The 13,028-nt window shown below is 48.9% G+C and carries 12 protein-coding genes and 1 other RNA gene; 2 read left to right on the top strand and 11 right to left on the bottom strand.

Annotated elements, in window-relative coordinates; genetic code table 11:
• Positions 1–25: 25 nt before the first annotated feature.
• From trpD to EPD17_RS11125, 3 genes are all read right to left on the bottom strand, one after another.
• Positions 26–1,018: an anthranilate phosphoribosyltransferase gene (gene trpD / locus EPD17_RS11135; protein WP_132054236.1), complete on the bottom strand. Its 993-nt coding sequence runs from the start codon at positions 1,016–1,018 to the stop codon at positions 26–28.
• 10 nt (positions 1,019–1,028) lie between these two features.
• A complete protein-coding gene (locus EPD17_RS11130) occupies positions 1,029–1,619 on the bottom strand; it encodes an anthranilate synthase component II (RefSeq protein WP_132054234.1) in 591 nt (196 codons plus the stop codon).
• A gap of 132 nt (positions 1,620–1,751) precedes the next feature.
• Positions 1,752–3,167 carry an anthranilate synthase component I family protein gene (locus EPD17_RS11125; protein WP_132054232.1) on the bottom strand — a complete coding sequence of 472 codons (1,416 nt, stop codon included), beginning with the start codon at positions 3,165–3,167 and terminating at the stop codon, positions 1,752–1,754.
• Positions 3,168–3,451: 284 nt separating this feature from the next.
• Here EPD17_RS11125 and EPD17_RS11120 point away from each other — a divergent pair, with 284 nt between their 5' ends.
• Positions 3,452–3,736 (top strand): GNAT family N-acetyltransferase, encoded by a 285-nt coding sequence (locus tag EPD17_RS11120; protein ID WP_114234238.1) that lies wholly within the window; start codon positions 3,452–3,454, stop codon positions 3,734–3,736.
• A 278-nt stretch (positions 3,737–4,014) separates the two neighbouring features.
• On the opposite strand, the gene EPD17_RS11110 is transcribed toward EPD17_RS11120, so the two are convergent.
• From EPD17_RS11110 to hisG, 7 genes are all read right to left on the bottom strand, one after another.
• Positions 4,015–5,640, bottom strand: coding sequence for a catalase (locus EPD17_RS11110; protein WP_132054230.1), 1,626 nt, complete (start codon positions 5,638–5,640; stop codon positions 4,015–4,017).
• Between the two features lie 267 nt (positions 5,641–5,907).
• On the bottom strand, positions 5,908–7,050 hold the full coding sequence (gene hisB, locus EPD17_RS11105) for a bifunctional histidinol-phosphatase/imidazoleglycerol-phosphate dehydratase HisB (protein WP_132054228.1): 1,143 nt from the start codon (positions 7,048–7,050) through the stop codon (positions 5,908–5,910).
• A 38-nt stretch (positions 7,051–7,088) separates the two neighbouring features.
• Positions 7,089–7,439: a c-type cytochrome gene (locus EPD17_RS11100; RefSeq protein ID WP_240040595.1), complete on the bottom strand. Its 351-nt coding sequence runs from the start codon at positions 7,437–7,439 to the stop codon at positions 7,089–7,091.
• An 83-nt stretch (positions 7,440–7,522) separates the two neighbouring features.
• Positions 7,523–8,791 (bottom strand): PQQ-dependent sugar dehydrogenase, encoded by a 1,269-nt coding sequence (locus EPD17_RS11095; RefSeq protein WP_132054224.1) that lies wholly within the window; start codon positions 8,789–8,791, stop codon positions 7,523–7,525.
• 25 nt (positions 8,792–8,816) lie between these two features.
• Positions 8,817–9,878, bottom strand: coding sequence for a histidinol-phosphate transaminase (hisC, locus tag EPD17_RS11090; RefSeq protein ID WP_132054222.1), 1,062 nt, complete (start codon positions 9,876–9,878; stop codon positions 8,817–8,819).
• 56 nt (positions 9,879–9,934) lie between these two features.
• The gene (hisD, locus tag EPD17_RS11085) at positions 9,935–11,218 is read right to left on the bottom strand and encodes a histidinol dehydrogenase (protein ID WP_132054220.1); all 1,284 of its coding nucleotides are present in this window, start codon (positions 11,216–11,218) and stop codon (positions 9,935–9,937) included.
• 79 nt (positions 11,219–11,297) lie between these two features.
• The gene (gene hisG, locus EPD17_RS11080) at positions 11,298–12,152 is read right to left on the bottom strand and encodes an ATP phosphoribosyltransferase (protein WP_132054217.1); all 855 of its coding nucleotides are present in this window, start codon (positions 12,150–12,152) and stop codon (positions 11,298–11,300) included.
• 260 nt (positions 12,153–12,412) lie between these two features.
• On the opposite strand from hisG, the gene EPD17_RS11075 reads away from it, so the two are divergent.
• Positions 12,413–12,826: a hypothetical protein gene (locus EPD17_RS11075; protein WP_132054215.1), complete on the top strand. Its 414-nt coding sequence runs from the start codon at positions 12,413–12,415 to the stop codon at positions 12,824–12,826.
• An 82-nt stretch (positions 12,827–12,908) separates the two neighbouring features.
• Here the strand turns inward: EPD17_RS11075 and ffs are convergent.
• Positions 12,909–13,008: signal recognition particle sRNA small type (gene ffs / locus EPD17_RS11070), an RNA gene on the bottom strand.
• Positions 13,009–13,028 lie beyond the last annotated feature (20 nt).

Raw genomic sequence — 13,028 nt, 5'->3', positions numbered from 1 at the left:
AAGCAGGTTTTGCTGTAAAAATTTTCTACTGCATTGCCACTAATTTATCGAGGCAGGCTTTTGCAGCGCCGCTTTCCAAACTGTTGACAGCGGCGGCATATGCATCTTCATAATCTGGATAGTTGCCCGTGCATTGCAGCGCCATCGCCGCGTTTGCCAGCACCACTGCGTTTTGTGCCCAGGAGCCCTTTCCGCTGATGATTGTTTTAAACAGCTTTGCTGCTTCTTCCGGTGTGTTGCCGCCGAATATATCCGAGGGCTGCACGGTGCGTTTGCCCAGTACCTGCGCTGACAATACTTGTTCGCCTTTATTGGTAATTACCTTCGTGTCGTTGGTCAGAGAAATTTCATCATAGCCATCCAAACCATGAATAATGGTAAATGGCTTGCCGCTTTGCTGCAGGAGGTAATTGTAAATGCGGGCCATTTCCAGGTTAAACACACCCACCAATTGGTATTCCGGGTTAGCGGGGTTCACCATCGGGCCGAGCATATTGAAAAAAGTACGCAGGCCAAAATTCTTGCGGATCACCGACACGGTTTTCAACGCCGGGTGAAAAATGGGTGCATGTAAAAAACAAATGTTCGCTTCATCGAGCTCGCGGTTCAGCGCATCGTTGCCGCTTTTAAAAGTGTAGCCTAACTGCTCCATCACATTCGATGCACCGCTGACAGAAGTAGCACCATAGTTCCCATGTTTAGCTACCTTTTGCCCCGCACCTGCTACAATAAAACACGCAAGTGTTGAAATGTTGAACGTGTTTTTGCCGTCGCCGCCCGTGCCCACAATGTCCATTACACGATGGCCGTTTAGGTTGACCGGCACACACATTCCAAGCAGGCCTTCGCGAAAGCCCTGCAGCTCCTCGATGGTAATGCTGCGCATCATAAACACGGTGATGAACGAAGCAATCTCCGTTTCGTTGTACACCCCCTTGCCAATGCCCAGCATGATGTCTTTGGCAGCCTGCTGCGACAGCGTTTTATATTCAAATAAATACTGTAAAATCTTTTTCATACTGTTATCCCTAACGGGGCATTAACCAGTTTTTCAATATTGTTTCACCGGCTGGCGTCAACACACTTTCCGGGTGAAATTGTACACCCTGCACATCGTATTCTTTGTGGCGCAGCGCCATAATGTATCCTTCGCCATCTACAGCTGTCACTTCCAGCACATCGGGAAAGCCGGTTTGCTCCACCACCCAGCTATGATAGCGGCCCACTTCAATCTCTTGTGGCAGACCGGCAAACAAATCGGCCTTATTGGATGTTGCCTTTTCTTCCCCCACCACCTGCACCGGTGTGGCCACGCCGTGGTAAACTGTTGATAAATTTTTCAACTTTCCACCAAATGCCTCGCCAATGGCCTGGTGGCCCAAACACACGCCTAATATCGATTTGCTGGCAGCATAACGTTTGATCAGCTCCAGCATCAGCCCGGCTTCTTCCGGTATCCCTGGGCCCGGAGAAAGAATGATCTTATCGTATTTCGCAACATCATCTAACGAAATCTGGTCGTTGCGAAATACATCCACTTTGGCGCCGGTAATCTTTTCCACCAGGTGCACCAGGTTGTAGGTAAATGAATCGTAATTATCGAAAACTAGGATGTTCATGTTACTGTTCTTGGTAGTTTGTCGTGAAACGCCAAACGTCAATGGTCAATGCTATACTTAAATCGTCAATCGAAAATCCAAAATCGCAAATTGGCAAAGTTCTCATCACCATCACCATTGCCCATTCACCATTCACGATAATGTTTCGGCCAGCTTCACCGCGGCTTTTAATGCGTTCAGTTTATTTTCCACTTCCTTCAACTCACTTTCGGGCTTGCTGGCTGCCACTACACCGGCACCGGCCTGGCTGTACAACGTATTATTCTTACTCAAAAATGTGCGGATCATAATGGCGTGGTTGCAGCTGCCGTTCAAGCCCACAAAACCAATGGCGCCGCCATAGTAACTGCGGGGTGTGGGTTCGTATGCATCAATCAATTGCATGGCCCTGTATTTAGGAGCACCACTTAATGTACCGGCGGGAAATGTCTTTGCCAGCACCGCAAACGGATTGGTACCATCAGGCACTGTGCCCACCACTTCGCTCACCAGGTGAATGACATGCGAATAGTAATGTACCTGCCGGTAATGCGCCACGTCCACATCTTTGCACACGGTACTCAGATCGTTGCGGGCCAGGTCCACAAGCATTACATGTTCGGCATTTTCTTTTGGATCTTTCAGCAGGTCTTCAGCGGCTTGCGCATCTACTGCATCGTCGCCACTGCGACGGAATGTACCCGCAATAGGATGCACTACTGCTTTACCGTTGCGGATTATTACCTGCGCCTCAGGCGACGAGCCCATTAATTTATAATCGCCATAGTCAAAAAAGAACAAGTACGGTGATGGATTAATGTTGCGCAAGGCCCGGTACACCGCTATTTCATCGCCGATAAACGATTGCTGGTAGCGGCGGCTGAGTACAATTTGAAATACATCGCCACGGTGACAACTTTGTATGCCCTTGCGCACCATTTCCATATAATCTTCATCCGTCATATTCGATGTTTCGGATGCAACTGCACGGAAGGGATACACCGGCAGATCGCGGCTGCGGATAAGCGATTCAACCAGCGGCAACTCGCTTTCTACACCGGCCACGCCATTTTCAATGAGCCATAATTCGTCTTTAAAATGGTTGATGGCAATTACATACTGATACAACCGGTACCGCGCCAATGGAATTGCAGTTTCGTTGCCGCCATCTTTTTTAAAACTAACGGTCTCGAATAACTGCACTGCATCGAAGGAACAATATCCGTACAAGCCCTGCGCAAATTGCGCCACTTTGGGATCGTTGCTGGTGCCTTCAAACCGCTGTAAGAAATTGTATAAAACGTCTTCAATTTTTTGTCCGGCCAACGCCACTTTCTGCGGCTCTGCACCGGGCAATTTGAACTCGGCCTTGTCGCTGCTTTGCACTTCGATGCCACCAATTGCATTGATGCAGATAAACGAAAAACTATTTTCGGCAACGTGGTGGTCGGTGCTTTCCAAAAGGATCGTATCCCGGAAGCGGTCGCGCAGCCGCAGGTAGATTCCCACCGGTGTGTACAGGTCGGCCAAAATTTTTTTGGCGGTGGTTTCGATCAGTATTTTTTTCATCAACCCAATATTTCCTGTGCTGGCCCAACTGTTCTTTCCGGCGCCTGCCGGCTACCTTTTGGAATCATTTTTGCGCAACACCAGTTTGCTAAATGGAATAAAAAAAGCCCCGGAAAAACCGGGGCCTGAATATCTTGATACATGCAGATAGGACAGAACAAACCCCGTTAAGAATTTGAATGCCACCACCACTGCATGTTGTTGATCTTTTTCATCGTATGCAAATATGCAATACAAGACGCATTTGAACAAATAATTTTTAGCTTCAATAAAAATCACTGCACATGAACATACAACATAAGATGTCCGGCACCCATGGCCTGTTTTATATTCCCGGAGAAGAAGGCGAACGTGCCGCAGAACTGGTGTATGCCGTTACCGACGATGGTAAAATGATCATTGAACACACCGGTGTGGATGAGGAGTTGCGCGGACAAAATGTTGGCTACGAGCTGGTACATGCCGCCGTGGAGCATGCCCGCAAATACGATTTTAAAGTGGTGCCTGTGTGCCCTTTTGCCAAAGCTATTTTTGAAAAAAAGCCGGACTTTGTGGATGTGCTGGCTTGAGGAGTTGGTGGTTGATAGTTGGTAGTTGGTAGTTGGTAGTTGGTAGTTGGTAGTTGGTAGTTGGTAGTTGGTAGTTGGTAGTTGGTAGTTGGTAGTTGGTAGTTGGTAGTTGGTAGTTGGTAGTTGGTAGTTGGTAGTTGTGAACTTTATGCGCAATTTGTTTATTGTACAAGCATGAAAATAAAATTGAAAAGGCTGCACTCAGGCAGCCTTTTCAATTTTTATGAACTTGGCAATTGCTTTTTACTATCAACTACCAACTGTCAACAATCAACTCCTCAATACGGCCTGGCTTCCTTCGACTCATTCTCCGCCTGGTTTACGGCGTCCTGCTCGTCTCTGGTGCCGATTTGATGGGCGCCGTTTCCATTGCTTCCGGCCCGTAGGCCTTCAGCTACGCGGCGACCGTAATCTTCATCGCAAGCCGTAAACATTTCGATCATTTTATCCTGGATATGTTGCGCAACAGGCTTCAACGTGTTTACCAGGTTCAGGATCAGTTCATCGCGTTCCCAATCTTCAAAGTTGCGGTAAGTTTCACCGGCTTGCTTAAAATCGTTGGTGCGATCGATGCGCTGGCGCACCAGGCGTGCATTGTATTGCGGCTCGTAATCTTTACCGCGCTTAGCCGCTTCCTGCAATCCATTCAGCGAGGAAGGCTCGTAGTTCACATGCGGATTTTGTCCTTCGGCCAAGTCTACTTTAAAGGACATTTGTCCGCCACGTTGGTTAGTAGCTACATGGCTTTTTGGTGCGTTAATCGGCAGTTGTAAATAGTTGGTACCTACGCGGTAACGCTGTGTATCGGAATATGAAAACGTTCTGCCCTGCAGCATTTTATCGTCCGAAAAATCAAGACCATCCACCAAAACACCGGTACCAAAGGCCGACAGTTCCACTTCATTATGGAAATCCGACGGGTTGCGATCGAGCACCATGCGGCCTACAGGCAGCCAGGGGAATTGGTCTTGCGGCCACAGTTTGGTATCGTCCAGCGGATCGAAATCCAGCTCCGGATGTTCGTCATCGCTCATGATCTGTACAAAAAGTTCCCACTCGGGGTAGTCGCCGTTCTTGATGGATTCGTACAGGTCTTGCGTAGCGTGGTTGAAGTTTTTGCCCTGGATCTCCTGCGCCTGTGCCGAGGTCAGGTTTTTAATGCCCTGCTTGGGTTCCCAATGGTATTTTACCAGCACGGCTTCACCGTCGGCATTTACCCATTTGTATGTGTTTACGCCGGAGCCCTGCATATGGCGGTAGCTGGCCGGGATGCCCCATGGCGAAAACAAGAAGGTGATCATGTGCATTGCCTCAGGCGTATGCGAAATAAAATCAAACTGGCGCTGCCCGTCCTGGATATTCGTGACCGGATCGGGCTTGAACGCATGGATAAAATCGGGGAACTTGATCGCGTCGCGGATAAAGAAAATCTTCAGGTTGTTGCCCACTAAATCCCAGTTGCCATCTTCGGTATAAAATTTCACCGCAAAGCCGCGTGGGTCGCGCAACGTTTCAGGTGAATGCAGACCGTGAATTACCGTCGAAAACCGTACGAATACAGGCGTTCTTTTGCCTTTTTCCTGGAAAAGCTTTGCACGGGTGTATTTCGAAACCGGATCGTTGCCAACAGTGCCATAAGCTTCAAAATAACCATGTGCCCCAGCACCGCGGGCATGCACCACACGTTCCGGCACCCGTTCGCGGTCGAAGTGCGACATTTTTTCTAAGAAATGATAGTTCTCCATGGTGGCCGGCCCACGGTTGCCTACCGTACGCAGGTTCTGGTTATCGAACACCGGGTGACCCTGGCGGGTGGTGAGTTGATTATTTCCAGACTGGCCATTATTGCCCGAATGACCATTGCCATTACCGGCAGCATTGGGCTTGTTTTGATCCTGATTCATATGGATGTGTTTAGGTGTTAAAAAGAGCGGTAGCCAAAGTTAGGCGCAACAAAGCAACAAAAGCTGCGTCAAGCGGCGTTATAGAAAAGTACAATAGCCAATAGACACCGCCTATATTTTTTTATAAATGTTTTGAAATGCTAAAAACGCTGTTCGTTTTTTCATGCTGCAAAAATGTTGCCCGAGCTCCATCACAAACAATCCTTAATAAAATAAAAACAGGCGGCTCATGTGAGCCACCTGTTTTTATTTGGGCAAATATCTTTTTTACAAAACACCTTTCGTGCTCGGCAATTGGTTGCTCGATGCATCTCGGCGAACTGCCATTTTAATGGCTTTTGCAAATGCCTTAAAAATGGCCTCGATTTTATGATGTTCATTATCGCCGCGGCACTCGATGTTGAGGTTGCAACGGGCCGCATCGGAAAACGATTTAAAGAAATGGAAGAACATTTCGGTGGGCACATCTCCTACCCTTTCGCGGCAAAAAGTTGCGTTCCAAACAATCCAATTGCGGCCACCAAAATCAATCAGCACCTTTGCTTCGGCTTCATCCATGGGCAATGCAAAACCGTAGCGTTCGATGCCGCGTTTATTGCCCAATGCCTGCGCAAAAGCTTCACCCAAAGTAATGCCGGTGTCTTCGATGGTGTGGTGTTCGTCAATGTGCAGGTCGCCTTTGGCAATCACTTCCAAATCAATCATGCCGTGCCGGGCAATCTGGTCGAGCATGTGATCAAAAAAATGCAGGCCTGTTTTGATATTGGCCTTGCCAGTGCCATCTAAATTCAGCCGGACCGAAATGCCGGTTTCGCTGGTGTTGCGGGAATGTTCCACCACTCGTTCGCCCAATTTTAAAAACTCGTAGATGGCTTTCCAGTCGGTTGTTTCCAATGCCACCACTTCAGACAGTGCAGCTTGTTCATCGCTCACTTCTGCAGCACCCAGCGCCGGGTTGTTGTTGAGCCAAATGGCTTTGCAACCCAAGTTTTTAGCCAACTGCACATCGGTAATGCGGTCGCCAATTACAAAGGACCCGGGAATGTCGTAAGCATCGTTGTCGAGATAGTGCAGCATCATACCGGTGCCGGGTTTGCGTGTGGGCAAATTTTCGTGGGGAAAGCTGCGGTCGATCAGCACTGCGGAAAAATGCACGCCTTCGCTGGCAAACGAGTCCATTACATGCTGGTGCAGCGGATGAAAGTCTGCTTCGGGAAATGAATCCGTTCCTAAACCGTCCTGGTTGCTTACCATCACCAACTCAAAATCCAACTCGGTAGCGATCTTGGCCATGTAGGTAAATGCCATGGGGTAAAACTTTAATTTTTCCCATGCATCGATCTGGTAAGTGGGCGGAGCTTCCTGTATCAATGTGCCATCGCGGTCGATGAATAAAACTTTTTTTGCCATGCTGTATTGTATTTCCGGATCATCAACCGGATCTGTTTTTATGATTTCTTCTTTGCCCGTTCCGCTTTTACCTCCGCGGCGCTAATGGCGCCTGCGTTGTTGCCAAACGAATGGCGCACATACGTAAGCACATCGGCTATCTGCGCATCGGTAAGGTACGTGTTTGCCGGCATGCTGTTGGCCCATCGGTCGCCATCGATAACTACCTGACCTTGCGAGCCATGCAGCACCAAGTTGATCAGGCGCGGCTTTGCGCCAACTACCCATTCGTTGGGCGTCAATGGTGGATTGAGGTGCGGCACACCCGATCCATCTTCCTGGTGGCAGGGCAAACAATTGGTAGTGTAAATAGTTTTGCCCCGCTCCAGCACCACTGCCGAAGGGGTCATAGTTTTTGCAGCCGGCTTTTTCGTTTGCGCGGCAGCGCTTATGCAGGTACCAATCAATAAAAGGGTACAAACAAATGTTTTCATCATGCAGGTTTGTAACTGATTTTCCAGATGGTGCCTTTGGCGTCGTCGGTAACATACAGCGCACCATCGGGGCCCTGTGCCAAACCGCAAGGGCGGTACTGCGCCCTGCCTGGTGCTGTAATGGTTTCGGTACCTGCAAAGCCATCGGCAAAAATTTCCCAAGGGCCGGAAGGCTTGCCATTAGCAAACGGCACAAATGCTACGAAATAACCTTTTTGCGGTAGCGGCGTTCTATTCCATGAACCATGAAAAGCAATAAAGGCACCGTTGCGGTATTTTTCGGGAAATTGGTTGCCGGTGTAAAACAGCAACCCATTGGGCGCCATATGAGCGGGGAACGCCTGAACCGGCGCTTCTACGCCTGCACAACGCTCCGCTTTTTTGCCGTCGCCGCCGTATTCAGGCGCCAACACTTTTTGCTGGCGTACTCCATCGTAGTAGCAATAAGGCCAGCCAAAATCGGCACCCTCTTTTATCACCTCAAACATTTCCTCTGCAGGCAATTCGGCACTTTGCAGCGAGTCGTACAAGTTGGGAAAAAGATAAGCCAGTTGATCGCGGCCGTGCTGCATTACGAACAGCGAGTTGGTTTGCGTGTTCCAGTCGAGCCCCACCACGTTGCGCAGGCCGGTAACATAACGGCTGCCCTGCGCATAGGTTTGACCCTTGCCATCTGCCTTAAATTGCCAGATGCCGCCAGCCGTTTCTAAAATGGGGCATGGATCCTGTCCCGGCGAACCCTTCGTGCGGTCCTGCACCTGGCAGGCATTGGACGGCGCACCCACATTTACATACAGGTTGCCGGCATTGTCCAGCGCAATAGATTTTGAATTGTGCTGGCCGCGGTCCACCAAACCGGTTACTACCAGTTCGGGTTTATCTATGTCTTCAATTTCGTTGCGGCCGGTGAGTTTGTATCGGTACACTTCGCTATTCGACGACGCATACAGGTAGCCATTTTTGATGGCGATGCCGGTACCCGGGTATTCGCCAAACGAAGTGATCTTATCAGCCTTGCCATCGCCGTTGGTATCACGCAACCCAACAATGCCTTTGCCTTCACTAAGCTTGCCCAGTTTTACATAAATATCACCACTGGGGTGCACCGCTATATGCCTTGCCTGGCCCAGGTTTTCGGCTACAAAAGTGCTGGTAAAACCGGTAGGCAAAATAATAGCAGAGGGCGCCACCCGGGTGGTGTCCGCGGCATGTAATGCTGCAGCGACAAGCAGCAGGTGTGCAAGCAACAACAAGACCTTTGGTTTCATATGTTGTACTTTTTTAGGCAAATGATCAAACCGTGGCCGCTGCAATTTGCTGCAGTTGCTGCAGCAACTCCTTATTTTCCCGCTCGGTGCCCACAGTTATACGCAAACAACCTTCGCACAAAATCACGTTGCTGCGGTTGCGAACGATGATGCCTTGGGCCACCAGGAAATCGTACACCGCATTGGCGTCGGCCACTTTTGCCAAAATAAAATTAGCATCGGTTGGGTAAACCTCCTGCACTATTGGCAACTGTTTCAGTCCACTGGCCAGTACTTCCCGTTCCTTTACCAATTCGGTAATCATGGCGTTCACACCTTCCAGGTTATCCAGTGCTTTGGAAGCCAGTTCCTGCGTGGCCTGGTTGATGTTGTAAGGCGGCTTGATCTTGTTTAATATGTTGATGATCTCGGCAGATGCGATGGTCATGCCGAGGCGCAAAGCAGCCAGGCCCCAGGCTTTAGAAAAGGTTTGCAAAATCACCAGGTTCGGGTAATCGGCCAGGTCGGCAATAAACGAACGCTGCCGGCTGAAATTGATATAAGCTTCATCCACCACTACCAATCCGTCAAAATTATTCAGCACCAGTTCGATGTCCTCGCGGTGCAGGCTGTTACCGGTCGGGTTGTTGGGCGAGCACAAAAAAATGATTTTGGTGCGGGCATCCACTTCTTCGGCCAGCGCATCGAGGTTCAGTTGAAAATTGGGCAGCAGCGGAATGCATTTTACCGGCACATTGTTGATGTGTGCATAAACTTCATACATGCCATATGTTGGCGGCACAATCACAATGTTGTCCTGCGCCGGTTCGCAAAAGGCGCGGATCAGCAAATCAATGCATTCGTCGGAGCCGTTGCCCAGCAAAATATTTTCCGGCTTCGTGGCTTTGATCTTCGCGATTTTTTCTTTGAGGGTCCATTGCAGCGGATCGGGGTAACGGTTGTACCATTTCGTCAACGGCGAACCAAGGCTGTTTTCGTTTGCATCCAAAAAAATGCGGGCTTCGCCTTTAAACTCGTCGCGGGCCGATGAGTAAGGTTTCAGGTTTTTTATATTTTCCCGAACGATATTGTTGATTTCAAAATTCATTGGTTCCAATTATTTGCAGGGCTAAAAAATTGAGGCTGTTTCAAGACAAACAATGTTTATTCGTTATGATGCAATCGAATGCGAACTGCTTCGGCGTGTGCATCCAGCCCTTCCGCTTCAGCCATCGCAATGACGGTAGCACCAATTCCTTCCAGCCCTTCCCGCGTTAATTTTTGATAGGTAATTTTTTTGACAAACGAATCAACACTCACACCACTGTAGGCACGGGCGTAGCCATTGGTGGGCAATGTATGGTTGGTGCCCGATGCATAATCACCGGCACTTTCCGGCGAATAACTACCAATGAACACCGAGCCGGCGTTGGTGATTTGTTCAGCAATTGTTTCGGCGTGGTAGCAGTTTAAAATAAGGTGTTCGCAAGCATATGCATTCACCAATTCTATAGCTTCAAACGTATCACCCACTACAATTGCTTTGCTATTGGAAAGTGCTTTTGCAGCAATATCCTTGCGTTGCAGTTGCTGCAATTGAGCTTCCAACGCTTCAGCCACTTTATATACCAACACTTCGGAAATGGAAACCAGCAATACCTGGCTATCGGGGCCATGCTCTGCCTGCGACAAAAGATCGGCAGCAATAAAAGCCGGGTTGGCCGAGTCGTCGGCTAGCACGCAAACTTCGCTGGGACCGGCCGGCATATCAATGGCTACACCGTCCATTTGCGCTAATTGTTTGGCGGCTGTCACATATTGGTTGCCGGGGCCAAATATTTTATAAACCGCAGGCACTGTTTCGGTGCCGTAAGCCATGGCAGCAATGGCTTGTGCACCGCCCACTTTAAACACCCGTGCTACACCCGTTAGGGATGCGGCAAACAAAATGGCGGGATGTACGGCACCGTCTTTACCGCTGGGTGTGCACAATATAACTTCCTTGCAGCCCGCCAGATTTGCGGGAATGGCTAGCATCAGCACCGTTGAAAACAGTGGCGCAGTGCCGCCCGGAACATACAGACCCACTTTATCGATGCCCACCGATTTGCGCCAGCATTCAATGCCCGGCATGGTGGTAATCATTTGCTTGTCGGAAATCTGGGCAGAATGAAACGCTTCGATATTGGCTGCAGCCTGTTTGATGGCTTCTTTCAATTCATCCGATAGCATTTCAGCAGCGGCTTCTATTTCTTCAACGCTTACTTCGAGGGCACTTAATTGCACACCATCAAACTGTTGCGCATAGGCCACCAACGCAGCATCGCCACCGCTTTTTACACCGTGCAAAATTTGCTGCACCGACTGCAGCACGGCGCTGTTGTCAACATAAGGGCGCTGCAGCAATTGCGGCCAGTCGCTTTTTTCCGGATGCAGCAAAATTTCCATGTCCTTCTATTTTATCACCAGGAAAAATTCCCGATCAGTTCAATGTTTTAATGCTTTGTATTCAAAACAAATAACCCGGTTACATGATCATTTTTTCGATGGGCACAACCAGTATGCCTTCGGCACCGGCTGCTTTCAGTTGTTCGATCTTTGTCCAAAAAGCGTCCTCTTCAATCACGCTGTGCACCGAGCTCCAGCCCGATTCGGCGAGCGGTAACACTGTAGGACTGCGCATACCCGGAAGCAGGCTGATGACGGTTTTCAGTGCATCATTCGGTGCATTGAGCAACACGTATTTGTAGCGCTTGGCTTTGCGCACTGAACGGATGCGGAACACCAACTGGTCGAGCAGCTTTTGCTGATCGGGTTGTAATTCCTTTGTTTTAATGAGCACTGCCTGGCTTTGCAAAATGGGTTGCACCTCCTTCAGGCCATTCATGAACAGCGTAGAACCGCTGCTCACCAGATCGCACACCGCATCGGCCAAACCAATGCCAGGAGCCAGTTCCACCGAACCACTGATCTCGTGGATCTCCGCATTCACGCCATTTTCTGTTAAAAATTTTTGCGTGAGGAACGGGTAGCTGGTGGCGATTTTTTTCCCATCCAAATACGCGGGTCCGCTGTAGTCTTCATTTTTGCCAATGGCAATAGAAAGGCGGCATTTACCAAAACCAACCCGCTCCGCGATGTCCACGCTCCTGTTCTTTTCGTACAAAACATTTTCACCCACAAAACCAATATGCGCTACACCATCTTCCACATATTGCGGGATATCATCGTCGCGCAAAAAATACACTTCGGCGGCAAAATTTTCGGCATTGCTTTTTAGCTGGTTGTGCCCGTTCTTCACGCCCAGGCCGCAATCATTGAGCAGCTTTAGCGAATCATCGTGCAGTCGTCCGGATTTTTGAATGGCTATTTTCAGGCTCATAAAATACAATTAAAAAAGGCTTACCCAACGGATAAGCCTTCAGAGATTTATGTGTTGTACACAAAGCACCAGCGGCTTACCCTTGCAGGCAAGTATGAGCATGGTGATGGATATGTACGAGATTGATCATTTGTGGCGCAAAAATAAGTGCCGCTTTTAAACTGGCAAATTTTTATTGGTCCTTTTTCGCGGGGCCAACCAAAACATATTTGAATCCGTCTTAACTTTTGTAACGCCAATTTTGCACCAAACAGTAGGCCATGCGTAAAATCATTTTCTTGCTTTTCATTACGATTGCAGCAAGTGGCCTGCAGGCGCAGCAAATCCAAACGATTACGTTTAACCTGTACACTGACAGCCTGAAAAAAGGTTTTTACAATTACATTTCGGTAGATGGGCAAGCGGCCGATGGCAGCTGGCTTCCACTCGATTCGACACACCTGATTTTTTCGGCGAATACGGGGCACTTTAAGGGCAATGATTTGTTTATCGACTCTGCATATAAAGCCGATTCGGTCCGGGTAAAAGTAATGTTGCGTAGCAACCCATTGTTGTGGAAAGAAACCGTGATTTTTATCCGCAAACGCGGTTTTGACGAGCCGCTGAAAACAGAAGAAGAGCTCTTGAACCAGCCCATTCGAAAACCGAAAAAAGGGCGAAAATTTTTATTTTAAACAACGTTCCAGAATTGTGGTGCAATAAAAAAAGGTGCTGTGCAGCACCTTTAATATTTTGAGTAAAACTGTAGTCAATAAAAAATGGCAGGCTACTCACATCGCACCGCTACAACCGCCTACCCTTGCTACCTTCCGGTCCTGGGGGAGTTCAGCAGGAGCTGGTCGTATGAGACCTGCCGGTGCAAATATAGGCAGCTAT

This window comes from Pseudocnuella soli (assembly GCF_004347775.1).
GTDB lineage: Bacteria > Bacteroidota > Bacteroidia > Chitinophagales > Chitinophagaceae > Flavisolibacter > Flavisolibacter aquaticus.
The sequence above is the reverse complement of the archived record's forward strand: the minus strand, read 5'-3'. Positions and strand labels throughout refer to the sequence as shown.

Excerpts from the sequence above, each read along its gene's own strand:
- trpD (WP_132054236.1), bottom strand. The coding sequence starts at position 1,018 with ATGAAAAAGATTTTACAGTATTTATTTGAATATAAAACGCTGTCGCAG.
- EPD17_RS11130 (WP_132054234.1), bottom strand. The coding sequence starts at position 1,619 with ATGAACATCCTAGTTTTCGATAATTACGATTCATTTACCTACAACCTG.
- EPD17_RS11125 (WP_132054232.1), bottom strand. The coding sequence starts at position 3,167 with ATGAAAAAAATACTGATCGAAACCACCGCCAAAAAAATTTTGGCCGAC.
- EPD17_RS11120 (WP_114234238.1), top strand. The coding sequence starts at position 3,452 with ATGAACATACAACATAAGATGTCCGGCACCCATGGCCTGTTTTATATT.
- EPD17_RS11110 (WP_132054230.1), bottom strand. The coding sequence starts at position 5,640 with ATGAATCAGGATCAAAACAAGCCCAATGCTGCCGGTAATGGCAATGGT.
- hisB (WP_132054228.1), bottom strand. The coding sequence starts at position 7,050 with ATGGCAAAAAAAGTTTTATTCATCGACCGCGATGGCACATTGATACAG.
- EPD17_RS11100 (WP_240040595.1), bottom strand. The coding sequence starts at position 7,439 with ATGACCCCTTCGGCAGTGGTGCTGGAGCGGGGCAAAACTATTTACACT.
- EPD17_RS11095 (WP_132054224.1), bottom strand. The coding sequence starts at position 8,791 with ATGAAACCAAAGGTCTTGTTGTTGCTTGCACACCTGCTGCTTGTCGCT.
- hisC (WP_132054222.1), bottom strand. The coding sequence starts at position 9,878 with ATGAATTTTGAAATCAACAATATCGTTCGGGAAAATATAAAAAACCTG.
- hisD (WP_132054220.1), bottom strand. The coding sequence starts at position 11,218 with ATGGAAATTTTGCTGCATCCGGAAAAAAGCGACTGGCCGCAATTGCTG.
- hisG (WP_132054217.1), bottom strand. The coding sequence starts at position 12,152 with ATGAGCCTGAAAATAGCCATTCAAAAATCCGGACGACTGCACGATGAT.
- EPD17_RS11075 (WP_132054215.1), top strand. The coding sequence starts at position 12,413 with ATGCGTAAAATCATTTTCTTGCTTTTCATTACGATTGCAGCAAGTGGC.